The sequence below is a fragment of the Mesorhizobium sp. M0189 genome (assembly GCF_040322135.1).
Lineage (GTDB): Bacteria > Pseudomonadota > Alphaproteobacteria > Rhizobiales > Rhizobiaceae > Mesorhizobium.
This window is the reverse complement of sequence record NZ_JAMYSW010000018.1, coordinates 81,336-94,832: the sequence shown is the minus strand read 5'-3', so window position 1 is coordinate 94,832 and position 13,497 is coordinate 81,336. Positions and strand designations below refer to the sequence as shown.

12 protein-coding genes and 4 pseudogenes are annotated in these 13,497 nt (G+C 59.6%); 9 read left to right on the top strand and 7 right to left on the bottom strand.

Going from position 1 to position 13,497, the window contains the following annotated elements:
* Together NKJ09_RS26500 and NKJ09_RS26495 are read left to right on the top strand one after the other, a co-directional pair.
* A partial coding sequence (locus NKJ09_RS26500) for a hypothetical protein (protein WP_352764094.1) occupies nucleotides 1-575 on the top strand: 575 nt, incomplete at its 5' end.
* A pseudogene (locus NKJ09_RS26495) lies at nucleotides 500-1,364 on the top strand (IS110 family transposase). The gene NKJ09_RS26500 and the pseudogene NKJ09_RS26495, both read left to right, overlap by 76 nt.
* Nucleotides 1,365-1,708: 344 nt before the next feature.
* Here the strand turns inward: NKJ09_RS26495 and NKJ09_RS26490 are convergent.
* Both NKJ09_RS26490 and NKJ09_RS26485 read right to left on the bottom strand, forming a co-directional pair.
* On the bottom strand, nucleotides 1,709-2,311 hold the full coding sequence (locus NKJ09_RS26490; RefSeq protein ID WP_031193942.1) for a DUF4142 domain-containing protein: 603 nt from the start codon (nucleotides 2,309-2,311) through the stop codon (nucleotides 1,709-1,711).
* Nucleotides 2,312-2,367: 56 nt separating this feature from the next.
* Complete coding sequence (locus tag NKJ09_RS26485; RefSeq protein WP_023718734.1) at nucleotides 2,368-3,765, bottom strand: cytochrome b6; 1,398 nt, start codon at nucleotides 3,763-3,765, stop codon at nucleotides 2,368-2,370.
* Between the two features lie 229 nt (nucleotides 3,766-3,994).
* Between NKJ09_RS26485 and NKJ09_RS32540 the strand changes: the two are divergent.
* Together NKJ09_RS32540 and NKJ09_RS26480 are read left to right on the top strand one after the other, a co-directional pair.
* A pseudogene (locus NKJ09_RS32540) lies at nucleotides 3,995-4,411 on the top strand (DHA2 family efflux MFS transporter permease subunit); the annotation flags it as partial.
* A pseudogene (locus NKJ09_RS26480) lies at nucleotides 4,407-4,822 on the top strand (molybdopterin cofactor-binding domain-containing protein); the annotation flags it as partial. The pseudogenes NKJ09_RS32540 and NKJ09_RS26480, both read left to right, overlap by 5 nt.
* 24 nt (nucleotides 4,823-4,846) lie before the next feature.
* Here the strand turns inward: NKJ09_RS26480 and NKJ09_RS26475 are convergent.
* Nucleotides 4,847-5,464 (bottom strand): alpha/beta fold hydrolase, encoded by a 618-nt coding sequence (locus NKJ09_RS26475; RefSeq protein WP_352484676.1) that lies wholly within the window; start codon nucleotides 5,462-5,464, stop codon nucleotides 4,847-4,849.
* A 554-nt stretch (nucleotides 5,465-6,018) separates the two neighbouring features.
* Here NKJ09_RS26475 and NKJ09_RS26470 point away from each other — a divergent pair.
* Nucleotides 6,019-7,605, top strand: coding sequence for a serine hydrolase (locus NKJ09_RS26470; RefSeq protein ID WP_352494307.1), 1,587 nt, complete (start codon nucleotides 6,019-6,021; stop codon nucleotides 7,603-7,605).
* 201 nt (nucleotides 7,606-7,806) lie between these two features.
* Here NKJ09_RS26470 and NKJ09_RS26465 read toward each other — a convergent pair.
* A pseudogene (locus NKJ09_RS26465) lies at nucleotides 7,807-8,667 on the bottom strand (IS5 family transposase); the annotation flags it as partial.
* Nucleotides 8,668-8,750: 83 nt separating this feature from the next.
* Between NKJ09_RS26465 and NKJ09_RS26460 the strand changes: the two are divergent.
* Nucleotides 8,751-9,164 carry a Ros/MucR family transcriptional regulator gene (locus NKJ09_RS26460; protein WP_023722284.1) on the top strand — a complete coding sequence of 138 codons (414 nt, stop codon included), beginning with the start codon at nucleotides 8,751-8,753 and terminating at the stop codon, nucleotides 9,162-9,164.
* Nucleotides 9,165-9,393: 229 nt separating this feature from the next.
* Nucleotides 9,394-9,984, top strand: a complete 591-nt coding sequence (locus NKJ09_RS32535) for a hypothetical protein (protein ID WP_502901350.1) — start codon at nucleotides 9,394-9,396, stop codon at nucleotides 9,982-9,984.
* A gap of 55 nt (nucleotides 9,985-10,039) precedes the next feature.
* Here NKJ09_RS32535 and NKJ09_RS26450 read toward each other — a convergent pair whose 3' ends face one another.
* Nucleotides 10,040-10,303: a hypothetical protein gene (locus NKJ09_RS26450; RefSeq protein WP_023722282.1), complete on the bottom strand. Its 264-nt coding sequence runs from the start codon at nucleotides 10,301-10,303 to the stop codon at nucleotides 10,040-10,042.
* A gap of 305 nt (nucleotides 10,304-10,608) precedes the next feature.
* Between NKJ09_RS26450 and NKJ09_RS26445 the strand changes: the two genes are divergently transcribed.
* Together NKJ09_RS26445 and NKJ09_RS26440 are read left to right on the top strand one after the other, a co-directional pair.
* Nucleotides 10,609-11,271, top strand: coding sequence for a nucleotidyltransferase domain-containing protein (locus NKJ09_RS26445; protein WP_352484673.1), 663 nt, complete (start codon nucleotides 10,609-10,611; stop codon nucleotides 11,269-11,271).
* Nucleotides 11,268-11,570 carry a hypothetical protein gene (locus NKJ09_RS26440; RefSeq protein WP_352484671.1) on the top strand — a complete coding sequence of 101 codons (303 nt, stop codon included), beginning with the start codon at nucleotides 11,268-11,270 and terminating at the stop codon, nucleotides 11,568-11,570. The genes NKJ09_RS26445 and NKJ09_RS26440 overlap by 4 nt, the downstream gene beginning before the upstream one ends.
* A gap of 153 nt (nucleotides 11,571-11,723) precedes the next feature.
* Here the strand turns inward: NKJ09_RS26440 and NKJ09_RS26435 are convergent, their stop codons facing one another.
* Both NKJ09_RS26435 and NKJ09_RS26430 read right to left on the bottom strand, forming a co-directional pair.
* On the bottom strand, nucleotides 11,724-12,098 hold the full coding sequence (locus NKJ09_RS26435; RefSeq protein ID WP_352494394.1) for an FCD domain-containing protein: 375 nt from the start codon (nucleotides 12,096-12,098) through the stop codon (nucleotides 11,724-11,726).
* Nucleotides 12,099-12,915: 817 nt separating this feature from the next.
* Entirely contained in the window at nucleotides 12,916-13,227 is a 312-nt protein-coding gene (locus NKJ09_RS26430) for a hypothetical protein (protein ID WP_023722276.1), read from the bottom strand.
* Between the last annotated feature and the right edge of the window lie 270 nt (nucleotides 13,228-13,497).

Sequence of the window (13,497 nt, the reverse complement as noted above, 5' to 3'; positions counted from 1 at the left end):
GACTATTGCTCGACCGGAAGCGGCTCGTGCTGCGGCTCAGCGTGGTGGAACACCTGTCCAAGATCGCGCGCGTCGAACGTTTGGCCGCAGACTGGGCAGTAGATAAAGTGCTTCGATTCGTCCTCTACCGGCCCGTCATGCGGCCTGCCCTTATAGCCTGTGGCGATGTTGTCGGTTCTAATCCGGGGCATCGACAAGTGCCTTTGGTCGTTTTGGCGGCCGTCGGTGTCCTCGTCGATGCGCGTGACCTCGCCTTTCAGGTCAATTTGCTGGCCTCGGTTCACCTTGGTGTGGTCGATGATGGAATGTGGGAACTCGTAACCTGGGATAGAGACGCTTACGCGGTCCTCTGTTATCCGCCTTCGAACCGTGGCAGTAATCGCCACTTGGTCACCAATGCCTATTCCCCGAGCCATGCCATGGATTCTGGTGCGGGCAGTGTCTTCTTCAAGAGGCTTCTAATATACGCCAGCCATCCTAAGGCTGAAGCAATGTCGGATTGGATGTGTCGCAGCGAGAGACCAGCGTTTGCGTCGACGATGATGCTGGAAGGCCTATCTTCCAAGGGAAGGTGAAGTCCGATCCGGGAGCACTGACCGAGTTGCTCCGCAAACGGGCACCTCACGCCGAGCGCATCCGATTCGAGACGGGCCATGTCCAGCTGGCTCTGGCATGAGCTCAAGCGGGTCGGATTGCCGGTCGTCTGCATTGATGCTCGGCATGCGAAGGCGGCACTTTCAGTTCGAATGAACAAAAGTGATGAGAACGATGCCCGCGGCCTGGCCGAGCTGGTTCACGTCGGTTGGTATCGGGAAGTGAAGGTCAAAAGCGCGGAGAGTCAGGCCACCAGATCCATGCTCGTCGCACGGTCAAGACTTGTTGAGATCCGGCGCGATCTCGAAAACCAGACACGGTCCATGCTGAAGGAATACGGGCTGCAGTTCAGTCGATCGATTGGGTCACAGTTCCGGCGAAAGGTTTGGGAGCTGGTTGCTGACGGGCATCCGCTTCGGTCGTTGGTTCAGGCCCTTCTATCTGTCCACGAGCAGGTCTGCTGTGAACAGGAGAAGCTCGATCGGCAAGTCCGGCATCTCGCTCGTGAAGACGACGGCGAAACGGATATCAATGGCCGCGTCTCACGCTGGGGCGATCGACTGTTGCGAACCTATCTCTACGAAGCAGCCAGTGTCCTCCTGCACCGGACGAAGAAATGGTCCACGCTGAAAGCCTGGGGGATGCGTCTGTCGAGGCGGATCGGCTTGAAGAAGGCAAAGGTGGCGGTCGCACGGAAGATCGCGGTTCTGCTTCATTGCATTTGGGTCGACGGCACCAGCTTCGAGTGGGGCAGCGAAAAGATGGCGTAACAGATCCGCACTCGATCCCAATCGCGGGCCCTTTGCGGAACTCGTGATGTCCCCCGCCGGGACGGTGGTTGCGGCGACCTCGGTCAAACGGCTGACAGCAGTTCATCTGCATCTCGTTGGAAACGTTGAGGCGCCCGACCCGAACATCATCATGAGGCACTCGACCTCGGAAAGGACCATGACCCCGGCGATGGCAGTGCGAGATCCGGATTGACAACCACCCGCAATTAAAGGGCCGTTTGACAGGCGGAGCTCGCCGAATGGCCACAACAGCTAAGATTGACGCGTTTGGCGGCTCGCGTGCAATCGTAAGCACTGTTCACGTTGCAGATGTGGCCGGCAGTTTATTTGCTCTTTTGCGCTTCCGCTGCGAGCAAGGCTTGTCCCGCCAGTTCCGCGTGCAGCGTGCGCGCCATATCGAGGTGCTCGAGCACCTTTGGTAGGTTGTCTGAGGCGAAGTGCTGGAGCTCTGGATCTTCGCCGGAGCCAATCTCCCAAGCCAGAAGCTGCGCTGTTTTCTGGTGGTCGAGGATCTGCGCCGCCAGATAAGCAAGATCGAACGCGACGCCGTCCTGCTTTTCGAGATCAGCGCGGATTTTCTTATGATCAGGGTCGAGCTCTTCGGGAAGCGGAATCTCGCTCTTGTCCGCGACGGATTTCAGCTGTTTATTTGCCTCGTCGTGATCTTCGACCATTCGATTTGCAAATGCGCTCACCCCATCATGGCTTGTCTTTTCGGCCGCGAGCCGACCCAGTTCCACCTCGGCCCTGCCGCCAGCCGTGACCAGCTGGGCGAAAAGCCGATCCTGATAATTCGTCTGGTTCGGCGCTGGAACTCCGGGCTTCTCCATCCTCGTGTCGGGAGCAAGGCCGGCCGGATTGCCGATCTGCGCCATCGCACAACAAGGCGACAGCCCCACGGCGAAGGTGATTGCGGCAGCACGCATGAGTGTCCTCCATTCCGCGCCGAAGGCGGGCCCCCGGCAGCGGCTCTTTCGCTCGTTCAGAGAGTGAGCAGGTAAGCCACGAGTGAATCCTTTTCCGGCTGGTCAAGCTTCGTTCCGAGCACCAAGTTGAAGAACTCAACGGTATCGCCAAGCGTCATTAGGCGGCCGTCATGCAGATAGGGCGGAGAATCCTTGATCCCGCGCAGTGTGAAGGTCTTTATCGGCCCATCCGGTATGGCGACCTGGTCGTTGAAGGTCTCGCCGATCTTGTAGAACCGCTCGAGCTTCAGGTCGTGCATGTTGTTGTCCATGAATGACAACCCTGGAACATGACACTCGGCGCAGCGGCCCTTGCCCATGAACACCTGCTCGCCCTTGAGCTCCTGCGCACTTGCGGTGGCCGGGTCAAGCCGCCCGAACGGGTCGAGCTTCGGCGCCGGCGGAAAATCGATGATATTCTGCATCTGCGCCATCATCGCCACCTGGTTCGTGCGGTCGGGCAGATTCACCCCTTTGCGGGTGGCGCTCACGTGATCGCCGTTGAAGTAGGCGGTGCGCTGCTCGAATTCCGTGAAGTCCTCGACTGAGCGCAGCGAGCGCTTGGAGCCATGAATCTGCTGATTGAACAGGCCGCGTAGGCTGGTTGTGTCGAGCCGAAAGCGCTCGGCTTGTGGCCGGACGTCCGGCGTCAGGTGAAAGGCTGCGTTGGTATGGAAATTCGCATGGCAGTCGAGGCATGCCACACCCATGCTTTGCATCGCGACCTTTCTGTCCTCGGTCTGATTGAATTCCTCCTGCGGGAAGGGCGTCAGCAGCAGACGCAGTCCTTCCATTTGTACGGGTGTGATGATGCCGTTCATATATTCGTAGAAGTTGCGGATCGTCAGCAGATCACCGCGCGACACATCCCCCAGTTCGGGATGCGTGGTGAGGAATATCGGAGGTGGAAATTCCGGCGTAAGATAGTCGGGCAGGTCGAAATCGACGTCGAAGCGCCGCAGATCGCGCCCTTCATCGGCGCCGATCTCTCTGATCTGGTTTTCCGGAAAGACCTGGCCTCCGGTCGCCTGCTTGACGTGCGGCAGCGGCAGGAAGCCGTTCGGCAACAAACCACGGTCGCGGATTTCTTGGGGAGTCTTGGCGGCCAGGCTGTCCCAGGTCTCGCCTGCCGGGAGTTTGACCCTGACGCCCTCCTGCACCACTTTCCGGCCGCCCGACATCATGACGCCCCGCATCGGCCGGTCCGCCAGGTTGTAACGGCTTTCGAGCAACTTGCGCTGCCGCTCGATCACGGCGGGTTTTTGCGCTTCGTCATTCTCCTTCACCGCAGAAAAGGGCAGGCTTGGCAATGGACGATAGGTCAGATCTGGCGGCAGAGGATCGGAAGCAGCGGTAAGCGTGACCGCGGCGGCGCCAAGCAGCGCCGGCAAGCCAAGGTTGAAGACACGTGACATATCCCCTCCCAAGATTATGAAAGTCTCAATACGAACAGACCGCCCCAACTCCCACGTGCGATGTTTGTTCCCGTGACTCCAACCAAACCGGACCGCGTCGTTGATGAGCTCGGGCGAGCCGCCGTGATACTAAAGACGACTGGAATTGCAGAGCGGTAATCCTCCTTGACCAAGGCCAACGCAACGGCTGGTTCGTGTCGAGCTTCATCACGACGTTTGCAGTCATTTCTGGGATATTGGCCGCGGCGATCCGACCGTCGAAATACGCCTGCTGTTCACTCGCCAATTTGGTGCATGTTTCTTGGTTATGATGGCAGTCGGCGCCGTCATGTTCAGCACAACGCAGATCATGCCACAGCTGCAACAAACGGCATTGGCCTACACAGGGGACGCTGTCGGGCCTCTCGATAATGCCGGGCGGCATCGCCATGCTGCGGGTATGTGGGTGGCTACGTTCGCCCTATGGCATATGACGTCGCTCACCCCGACGCCAGCTACTACTTTTTGCCTTTCGGGCGCGTCTTCCTGATGATCGGACTGCGTTCCTGATCATCCCTATTTCGACCGCGGCTTACGTCGGTCTCCCTGCGCAAAGACCAATCAGGCGTCAGCGCTGATCAACGTCGCCCGCAACATCGGCGGCTCGCGCCTCGATTTCGCTGGTGGCGGCGGAGGAACTCGGTATCCCCTATGAGCAGGTCAAGGCGGTGGTCGCCGATACCTCCAGCCTCGGCTACAACGATATGACGGACGGCAGCCGCGGCGCCTTCTCATCTTCGATGGCGGCGATCTCCGCCGCCCGCAGCGCCATCAAGATCCTGCGGGACCGCGCCACGCAGACGTGGGACATCCCGGTCGACGACCTGGCCTGGGAAAAGGGCCACGCGATCGCCAGGGGCGCGACGCACGGCAACCTTTCGCCGCTGTCGCTGGAGGACGCCGCGTCGGGGAGACCGGCGGACCGATCGCCGGCCACAGTGAGCTCGTCGCCCACGGCGCCGGCGTCTCCTTCGCCACCCATATCTGCCATATCGAGGTGGATTCCGAGACCGGCTCGTGGCCTGCGGCTCGGTCGTCCTCGTCATGTTGTCGGTCTATGCCTAACCCGGCCCTGTAGTCCTCGATCACGCCGTGGACCGTCGCCGGATCGTGGATCGAGGCGAGAAATCAGCGTAAGCCTCCGCGCCCATCTCCGCGGGATCACCGCCGTATCATGCGTCTGGATTGGCAAGGATAGCCTGCTCCGGCTTTTCAGGCTGAGCGAAGAAGAACCAATGCCACCAAGCCGATGCGAACCGAGCGTCACATCGCGCCAGCGCATGCCGATCGGAATGGCTTGCCGGCTGACGGATGCCGGATGATCCATTGCTGTCCGAAATGCGGTGTACGCCCCACGGTCCTGACCCGCAAGTCCGAAGCGATCGAAGCCCAGATAGTACATAAGGGCTAAGCAATCGCGGGCATTGGACCTTTTAGACGAGCCCGAATGGTCAGGCATGTCAAAGGGCTTGGCCGAAACCGCGAAGATCAGGCAAATTACGGTGTATTCCTCAGCCAAAATCGGCGCCACGCGATGCCAAGTGGCATGGGTGCGAGGATGACCGTGCAGCATCAGAAGCGGTGGGCCCCTTCCACCAACCCGCACTCTGAGCGTCGCTTCCGGAAGTTTGATCTGCTCCAGCGAGAAACCTTCAAACATGCAACTCCCTCCATTCGCAACATTTGCCAAACGTGTAAACGGAGAGGCAGTTCAATGTCGGCTTCCGCGGGATGTGAACTTGCCACGTATTTCCGAGAAGAGGTCGTGAGCCGAATGGCGGCTTTAACTGGTCCCGCGGCAATAACCGGACGGACAGCAAACGGGCCCCCTGCCGCAGGCAAGATCGGTGAAGACGAAGCGTCCCGGCCCCTCGGCCATCGGACCCCATGCAGCAGGCCATAGGGCCTCGCGATGGGCCATATAATTGGCTTCGATGACTTTCTGGTTTGCCGCCAGCCCGTTGGCGAACAACTCCTGATTGGATGCCATTTGCCGCCCGGCCTTGGAACTTGACGTTCTCCCGCGCAGTCCCATCCAATTGCCGCCCGGGTAGGTAACGCGGATACTTCGCCAGGTCCCGAAATCACATGCGCGCAGCCGCCGTCTTTGTCTGATCTTTGGACTTAAACATATCAGTAGAAAATAACCGTAACCATCTTTCATCTTGCCGCGTATGGTCCGATCATCTGCCGGTGCAAGTTTGAGGACATGCAATGAAGAAGGCCGCTGCTCTCCTGGTACTTTCCCTCGTTACCATGCTGCCCGCAATGGCAGCCGCGCAGTCCTACGTGCCGGAGCTTGGGCCGTCGCCGCCGCAGGATGCTATGCAGCTGTATCCCGGCGGTGTCGAGAAGGCTGTGGCCGCCCTGTCGGACATCGTCAAGAAAGTCAAGGAAGCATCCGACGTTCCCGGCTTCGCCGTGGCGGTGGTGCAGGGCGGCAAAATGATCTTTGACGAAGGCTATGGCCTTCGCGACAACCGGGACGACACTTCTAGGGTCAGCAGCACTACCATTTTCCAGGTCGCCTCGGTGTCGAAATCGATCTCGGCCACGGTGGCCGCCATCGCCATGACGAAGGACCACAGCTTCGACTGGGATACCGCGGTCGGCAAGGTCTGGGACGGCTTCCGCCTCAATCTCGACTATGTCTCGGGCAACGCCACCATCGGCGATTTCTTCGCCCATCGCTCGGGCCTGCCAATGGCGGCGGGCGATGAGCTCGAGGATCTCGGCTTCCAGCGCAAGCAGATCGTCGGCGGCCTGTGGATGGTGCCGCTCGATCCCTTCCGCATCTCCTATCACTACGCCAATTTCGGCACGACGATCGGCGCCGAGGCAGTGGCCCACGCCGAGAAACAGCCTTGGGAGCCGCTGGCCAAGAGCCTGTTGTTCGATCCGCTCGGTATGCGCTCGAGCAGCTATCGGCACGAGGACTTCATGGCCGCCGGCAAGAACCGCGCCCTGCTGCATGCGCGCGTGGCGGAGAATGTGTTCGAGCCGCTCTATGACCGCGATCCCGACCAGCAGGCGCCGGCGGGCGGCGTCTCCTCCAGCGTCCAGGATCTTGCCAAGTGGATGATCCTGCTGCTTGGCGACGGCACCTATAACGGCCAGCCCATGATCGACCCGAAGATCCTGCAGCCCGCCATCACACCGCAGAGCGTGGCCTACCGCGGCGAGACGCCCGATACGCGGGCCAGCTCCTATGGCTATGGCTTCAATGTGGGGGTGAACGCCAATGGGCGCACCACCATGGGCCATTCCGGCGGCTTCCTGCTCGGCGCCGGCACCACCTTCCAGATCTTGCCCTCGGCCGACGTCGGCATCGTCGTGCTCACCAACGGCTCCCCCGTCGGCGCCGCCGAGGCGGTCGCCGCCAGCTTCATGGACATCGTGCAATATGGCCAGATCACCCGCGACTGGTATCCCTACATGAAGCCGCGGTTCATGGGCTACTACAAGCCGGTGGGCGACCTCGCCGGCAAGGTCAAGCCGACGAACCCCGCCAAGGCGCGCAGTCCATCCTTCTACGAGGGCCAATATACGAGCAACTATTTCGACACCGCCACCGTGCGGGCCGATGGCGACAAGCTGATGCTCGAACTCGGCCCCAAGCCCATGCAGTTCACGCTCGAGCACTGGGACGGCGACACCTACGCCCTCACGCCCCGCGGAGAGAACGCGCCGACCGGCTCGCTGTCATCGGTGAAGTTCGTCGGTTCCCCCGGCGGCATTCGCGCGCGGGTGATGACGGTGGACTATCTGAATGAGAACGAGTTGGGGCATTTTCAGAGGTAGGGGGTGAAGGCGTCGGGTGCTTCATACACCCCATGCCGTCGGTCGACCTCACGCTTCAAAGCCTCGTGGGCGCTCGCCAGACAGAGCCGCAGTGTCTTAAAAAGCGCCTCGTCTCGTTGGGATCAAAACCACCCTGGGTGGTGGCCACCGACCGGCGGTGGCCCTGACCTTGGCCATCAGCCGGTCTCCGCCATGAGCTTTGTTCTGCGCTACATGCGGCGTCACCCTCATCGAGCGCAGCTCATTGACGAAGTCTTCCGCGTCGTAGGCCTTGTCGGCGCCGAGCGTGATCGCCTGTGGCCGCTCCGCTCGAGGTTCGATCATGTGCAGTGCGGCCACCCGCTCAGCATGTCCGTCGGCCAGTGTCAGGCAGGCGTCGACCAGCAGGCCGTGGCGGTTCTCCATCAAGCCATGTCCCATGAAGCACAGCTTGGCCTCCTTGCCTTTGCCCTTGCGATAGAGCCGGGCATCCGGATCGGTGGTCGAGGCATGTGTGTCGTTCGAGCGCTTGTGGCCATGGAAGTCCGCTTCCGCGTTTCGCCCGCCCCCTTCAGCCGGCGGCTCGCCCGAGCCGTCCTTCGGCTTGACGCTCTTCATCGACGCCCAGGCCTCGATCAGCGTCCCGTCGACCGAGAAGTGATCCGTTGACAGAAGCCTCTTGACCTTGGGCTGCGTCAGCACCGCGCTCAGGAACTTTGCGGCGATGTCGCCCTCCAGCAGCCGGTCGCGGTTCTTGGAGAACACCGAATGGTCCCAGGCCGCGTCATCGACGCCGATGCCGACGAACCAGCGGAACAGAAGGTCGTATTCCAGCCGTTCCATCAAAAGCCGCTCCGAGCGGATTGAGTAGAACGCCTGTAGCAGCATCGCTCGCAGCAGCTTTTCCGGCGGGATCGAAGGCCGCCCCATCGGCGAATACAGCGCCGCCAAGCCCCGCTCCAACGCCGCCAGCGCCTCGTTCACAATCGCCCGAATGCGCCGCAACGGATGATCGCGCCGCACCCGAGCCTCGAGATCAACATAACTGAACAGTTCGCCAGACCGTTCGTCTCCACCGCGCATGCCTCGTTCTCCGAATCTCTCCGGAGACACTGAATCACGCTCACGTCCTCGCTGCGAGCCACTTTTTCAACAGCCTGCTAGGGATGACAGCAGATATCGTCGCAGCCTATGTCCAGAGCAACGCAACGCCCGTGGCGGATCTGCCGAATTTGATCGCCAGTGTTAATTCTGCGTTGTCTGGCCTGGATGAGCCGGTCGCTGCACCATCGCCAATACTTACGCCCGCGGCAAATCCTAAGAAGTCGATCTTTCCCGAATACATTATAAGCCTTGAGAACGGGCGCAAGTTCAAGTCGATGAAGCGCCACCTGGGCTTGCTTGGCATGACACCTGATGAGTACAGAGCCAAGTGGGGTTTGGCGCGGGACTATCCTATGGTAGCGCCAAGCTATGCGGCTCAGCGGTCTGCGCTGGCCAAAGCTGCCGGTCTCGGCCGCAGGGCGGTTGCCAAAACGCCGCCAAAGAAAGCACCAGCAAAGCGCAAGGCCAAAGCCTGACAGTGCACGAATTCGGGCCATGCCATCAGGTCTAGATGGTCCAGGTGGCGTGGCTGGGAATGAGCTGCCTGGCTTCGCAGTTCAGTAAGCGCCGCTCACGCCACAACACAAGCTTCAGCACTGCTTGCGTCTTCACGTCCTCGTATCCTGGCGGGGGCAGGAGAGGTCGATCAATGTGCGATCGACAAGTCGAGCTGATACATCGTCGCCCTCGACAGATAATCAAATCATGTCGATAAAATCGCACTACATCCATACATCAAGCTCTGCTCGATGCCACAAAGCAACAAAGCCGCTGAATCCAGCAGCGCTCCGTGCTTCAAGGGCATGGCCATACGGGTGCTGGGTAAGCCTAAATTTCTTCCCCGAGCAATATCCTGGCCTCCTTGGCAGCAGCGATGAACGCCTGGCGTGCTATCCTTGGTGGTTTTTCTCCACGGATTACGGCAAGGCATGCTTCGATTGCGGCGCGCCGCGACTTGCCCTCCGGCCTCGGCCAATCCTTCAGCAGAACTTCGGCCGCGTCGGATACCGACGCAACAACTCTGTCGCGATCGATCCGGCCGGGTTGAATGATGACGGGCTTTCTGAAACGTTTCGTACGCACGACAGCCTCCAAGAACAAGATATGTTAGCTTCTGCTGATCCTTTGCGCCACATCAAACGTCCGCAAGTAACAGAAGGCATCCGCTTAGCCCAGAAGCTGCCGCCGCGATGGACGCTGGCCAGTGCTTCAGCACGTCGGGCCGGCCCCGAGTTTCGAAGAGCGCATCGCCAAGAGCGGCGTTACCCAATAAATGATTCACAAAATACCCAGTGAAGGGCAGTGAAGGGGAGTTCTCCGAACGCCGCGAAATGGAATCTCGGGGCTGAATTTACTCCATATCCGGCACGTCACCGCAGGTGAATAGCACGGTCGGCGGGCCATAGTCGCCAATAGCCGGGTCGGCGTCGCGGCTCCATGCGATTACGCCAACGTGCTTCCCTGCGAGCGCCTGACCGGTGCGGATTGCGCGTTCCTCGCTTTGCTGATCGGCGGGACCAAAGGCGGGAAACAGTTCGCCGTCCTCGCCACGATCGAACGCCACTACGACGATTAGCTTGGGCTTCTTTTGACCGGGCAGAATATGATCAGACATGGCAGGAACCTGTCACATGACCGAGGATTGAGTCGTGTTCGAGACTCGGGAGGTGCGCATGCAAGACCAGTTTTGAGGAGCCCGTGCAGGTCGCGGAACACTATCTACACTTGGAGCGGGTTGCCCAAGCCGCCGATATCCTCTGAACAGATGGCCGACGGCGACCAGCATCAGGTCCAGATGCAAACGTGGCGCAGCAACCGCCCAGGATTCAGACAACAGGACGTTCGTTTAGAAAACAAAACATCCGATTTGATATCCGACGATTTGATGTGCTATGAGTCCACAGCAGAAGGAACTTGCGCATGGCACGCTCGACCGCTCAAAGCGCTTTGCGCTATCCACTCACCATTATGCTCGGCACCGAAGCAAGCGTAAGATTGCTCCGGGAATTGTCGCGCCACGGCGGCTTGCTTTCTTCTCCATTGCTTGCGACTCGTAGCGGGCTTGCAAGGGCAAGCGTGTGGTCTGCTCTCGCAACCTTGGAAGGGATTGGCATCGTATCTTCGGAGGGAACGGGCAGGGCTCGTCTTTACCGGTTGAATGATCGCCATCCGCTGGCGACATCACTGGAAGCTCTCTTCGAGCAGGAGGCGCTTCGGTATTCCAATATTCGCGCCGTAATCACTGAGGCGGTCTCCGCAGTTCGGCCGAAAGTACTCGCGGCCTGGATTTACGGCAGCGTAGCGAGGGGCGAGGACCGTCCAGACAGCGATCTCGACATCGCAGTGGTTACGCCATCCGAAAAGCTAGATAGCGCGCTCCAAGAAATCCGTGAGGCACTGGTGACCCAAGGTCAAAAGCTTGGCTTCAATCCCTCGGTCGTGGGACTCACTCCGGAGGATGTGGCAAGGCTGTCGAGCACGCGAGACCCGTGGTGGGGCGGGGTCGAAGCCAATGCCCTGCTCGTCTTGGGTTCACGCCCGGACGAACTCGCAACAAAAACTCGCCGGCAGGCGTTGGCATGACCAGAAGAGGTGCGACGAAAGCAGTCGAGACAGGCTTTGGCGAGGGGCGATTGCGCATCGCCCGCTCATATTTGAAGGCTGCCCGTTTAGAGGTGGCAATGTCCGGAACGGGTGACATCGGAAATCCGGCTATGTCGCAGATCGTGAATGCGGCAATAGCATACGCCGATGCGCTCACTGCCCGATTTGCAGGAAAGATCAACCGCGCGGATCATGCGGCCGTGGTGAAAACCATGCGACGCGCTTGGAAATCGCCTTCCTGCAGCGCAGGCCAGCAGGTTGCGGAGCATCCTCGATGAGAAGGACGAAACTCAATACGGAATCAGGGCAAAATCATTACCCGAAGCGGAGAGCTTGCTCGACAAGTTGGAAAAGTTCGCGGAGTGGGCGGAAAAAGAACTGGAAGTCTGATCAGCAATGGAGGCGGCATGTCGCTTACGGCGACCTGAATGTTACTTCAGCAGTTTGATCAGCACTGTGAAAGCCGCGTCGATGTCAGCGCGAACCGCGGCGCGGACCGCTTCCGCGTTACGGTCTCGCAGCGCTGCAAACATGTGCTGATGGTGCTGGTTGGCGGTCGAATAGTTTCCGGAATCGTGCAGCATGTTGAAATAGGGACTGATCTGCAGCCACAGGTTCTCGATGATGTTGAGCATGTTTTCCGAGCCCGCGGCTCGATAGATGGAGAAATGAAAGGCGTAGTTAGCCCTGAGGTAGGATCCGGAGTGGAACAGCGGGTTTTGACGAAGGTTTGGGCACCAGCAAAAAACGTAGGTGAAGCATGGCTGCTCATCAGGAAAGCAAGGACCGCACTGAGCGTACGGCACGGGACGCAAAAACGGCCAGACTACGGGAACAGCGGCTGAAGACTGGGACTGCTATGCAAGAGCGGAATGATGAGGGCGCAAAACGACCGTCAACACAGCGACGCCGCAATCGGTGACGCCTATCTTGTTGGCAGTTAGGGCCTCGTTAGCTTCCGGGCCTGCTCCGGGGACAAGGCCGAATGGGTCAAGCCCGACCTTGTCGGTCGGGTGAAATTTTGCCGCTCAATTTCCTCGATGAGACCTGACTGCCTTCAGCAGTTCCCGCTCGTCAGTGTAAGCATTTCGAAAAGTCGCCACTACCGTTTCCGCCAGGATTTTGCCCTGTTGGCTTAAAGGGTCGAGGTCTTCGTCTGCGCAAATCTGATCGAAAACGCGCTGGCAAATAGCCAAATCATGAGGACTAAGGCAGGTGCGATTGGTACGCTGGCGCTGCGGCATGTGCGAACCCTCAGGCCCGCTGCCCGTGCAGAGCAGCGGGCCTTTACAGCCAGACTGGAGAACGGAGGAGAGTTCTCGCGCAAAAAACGTTTGATGTAGAGTGCTTGTTCCCGGCTAACGAAGTTGGTAATTTTCGTACAGTGCGCCACCTGGGGCCGATTGCCTTTCCGCAAGCAGTTAGCCGTTCAACTGTTTCAATGATAGCCCTGGCAAGCGCCTCACCCTCATGCATGGGCTCTTGGCCATAAGAGCAGGAAGACAGCCTCCTCGATCGGCAGCACGCCGGCCGGGCAGGTCTCCTCGATGCCACGCGCACCAGAGCAAGGGCGGCCAGGCCTTGCGGACTTGTCTTCGGCATCGATGGTTTGATCTGCGTTCGCTAATCCGCCTCATCTCTGAGCGACATCTTTTTGCGGCGGACAGGCGTCCAGTCGATGATCGTATCAGCATCGACGGTGATTAGCCCGCCAGCTTTCACGGTCACCTTTCGATTTTCCTCGTCGACCCGCGTGACCTCGCCAGTGAGCTGGAGCTCGTCACCTGGTTTGGACTTTTTAGGAGCAGGGATCGAATGCGGAAAACCATAGGAGGGGATGCTGACGCTAGCTCTTCCGTCGTCCAGGAGCTTCAGCACCGTCACGGTGATCGCCACCTCATCGCCGATATTGATGTCCGCAATTTCCCAAGCCATGCCCCTGATTCTGGAGCGGCTTTGACGGTAGTCAAGGGATTGCTAATATGCGGAAGATGCCAACACCGCCAGCGTGCACCTTGTTTCGGAACTGAGTCGAACCAGCGATTTTGATTCAAATCGTAGTGTCTGGAGTGCGGGCGCATGCTTCCGTCACAACGCATTTCGGGTAGGCTTGCAACCAAGGTCGCTTCTGGCGTGAACCGCCGTGCGGCAGTTGAACTGTTCGAGTTGAAAACGGCCGGAGCCCGATTGCTCAGCCGATCAGCA

What these genes read in the sequence shown, in the direction of transcription:
- NKJ09_RS26485 (WP_023718734.1), bottom strand. Translation starts at nt 3,765, where the DNA reads ATGTCACGTGTCTTCAACCTTGGCTTGCCGGCGCTGCTTGGCGCCGCC.
- NKJ09_RS26440 (WP_352484671.1), top strand. Translation starts at nt 11,268, where the DNA reads ATGACCAGAAGAGGTGCGACGAAAGCAGTCGAGACAGGCTTTGGCGAG.
- NKJ09_RS26430 (WP_023722276.1), bottom strand. Translation starts at nt 13,227, where the DNA reads ATGGCTTGGGAAATTGCGGACATCAATATCGGCGATGAGGTGGCGATC.
- NKJ09_RS32535 (WP_502901350.1), top strand. Translation starts at nt 9,394, where the DNA reads ATGTCGATAAAATCGCACTACATCCATACATCAAGCTCTGCTCGATGC.
- NKJ09_RS26445 (WP_352484673.1), top strand. Translation starts at nt 10,609, where the DNA reads ATGGCACGCTCGACCGCTCAAAGCGCTTTGCGCTATCCACTCACCATT.
- NKJ09_RS26450 (WP_023722282.1), bottom strand. Translation starts at nt 10,303, where the DNA reads ATGTCTGATCATATTCTGCCCGGTCAAAAGAAGCCCAAGCTAATCGTC.
- NKJ09_RS26460 (WP_023722284.1), top strand. Translation starts at nt 8,751, where the DNA reads ATGACAGCAGATATCGTCGCAGCCTATGTCCAGAGCAACGCAACGCCC.
- NKJ09_RS26490 (WP_031193942.1), bottom strand. Translation starts at nt 2,311, where the DNA reads ATGCGTGCTGCCGCAATCACCTTCGCCGTGGGGCTGTCGCCTTGTTGT.
- NKJ09_RS26475 (WP_352484676.1), bottom strand. Translation starts at nt 5,464, where the DNA reads ATGTTTGAAGGTTTCTCGCTGGAGCAGATCAAACTTCCGGAAGCGACG.
- NKJ09_RS26470 (WP_352494307.1), top strand. Translation starts at nt 6,019, where the DNA reads ATGAAGAAGGCCGCTGCTCTCCTGGTACTTTCCCTCGTTACCATGCTG.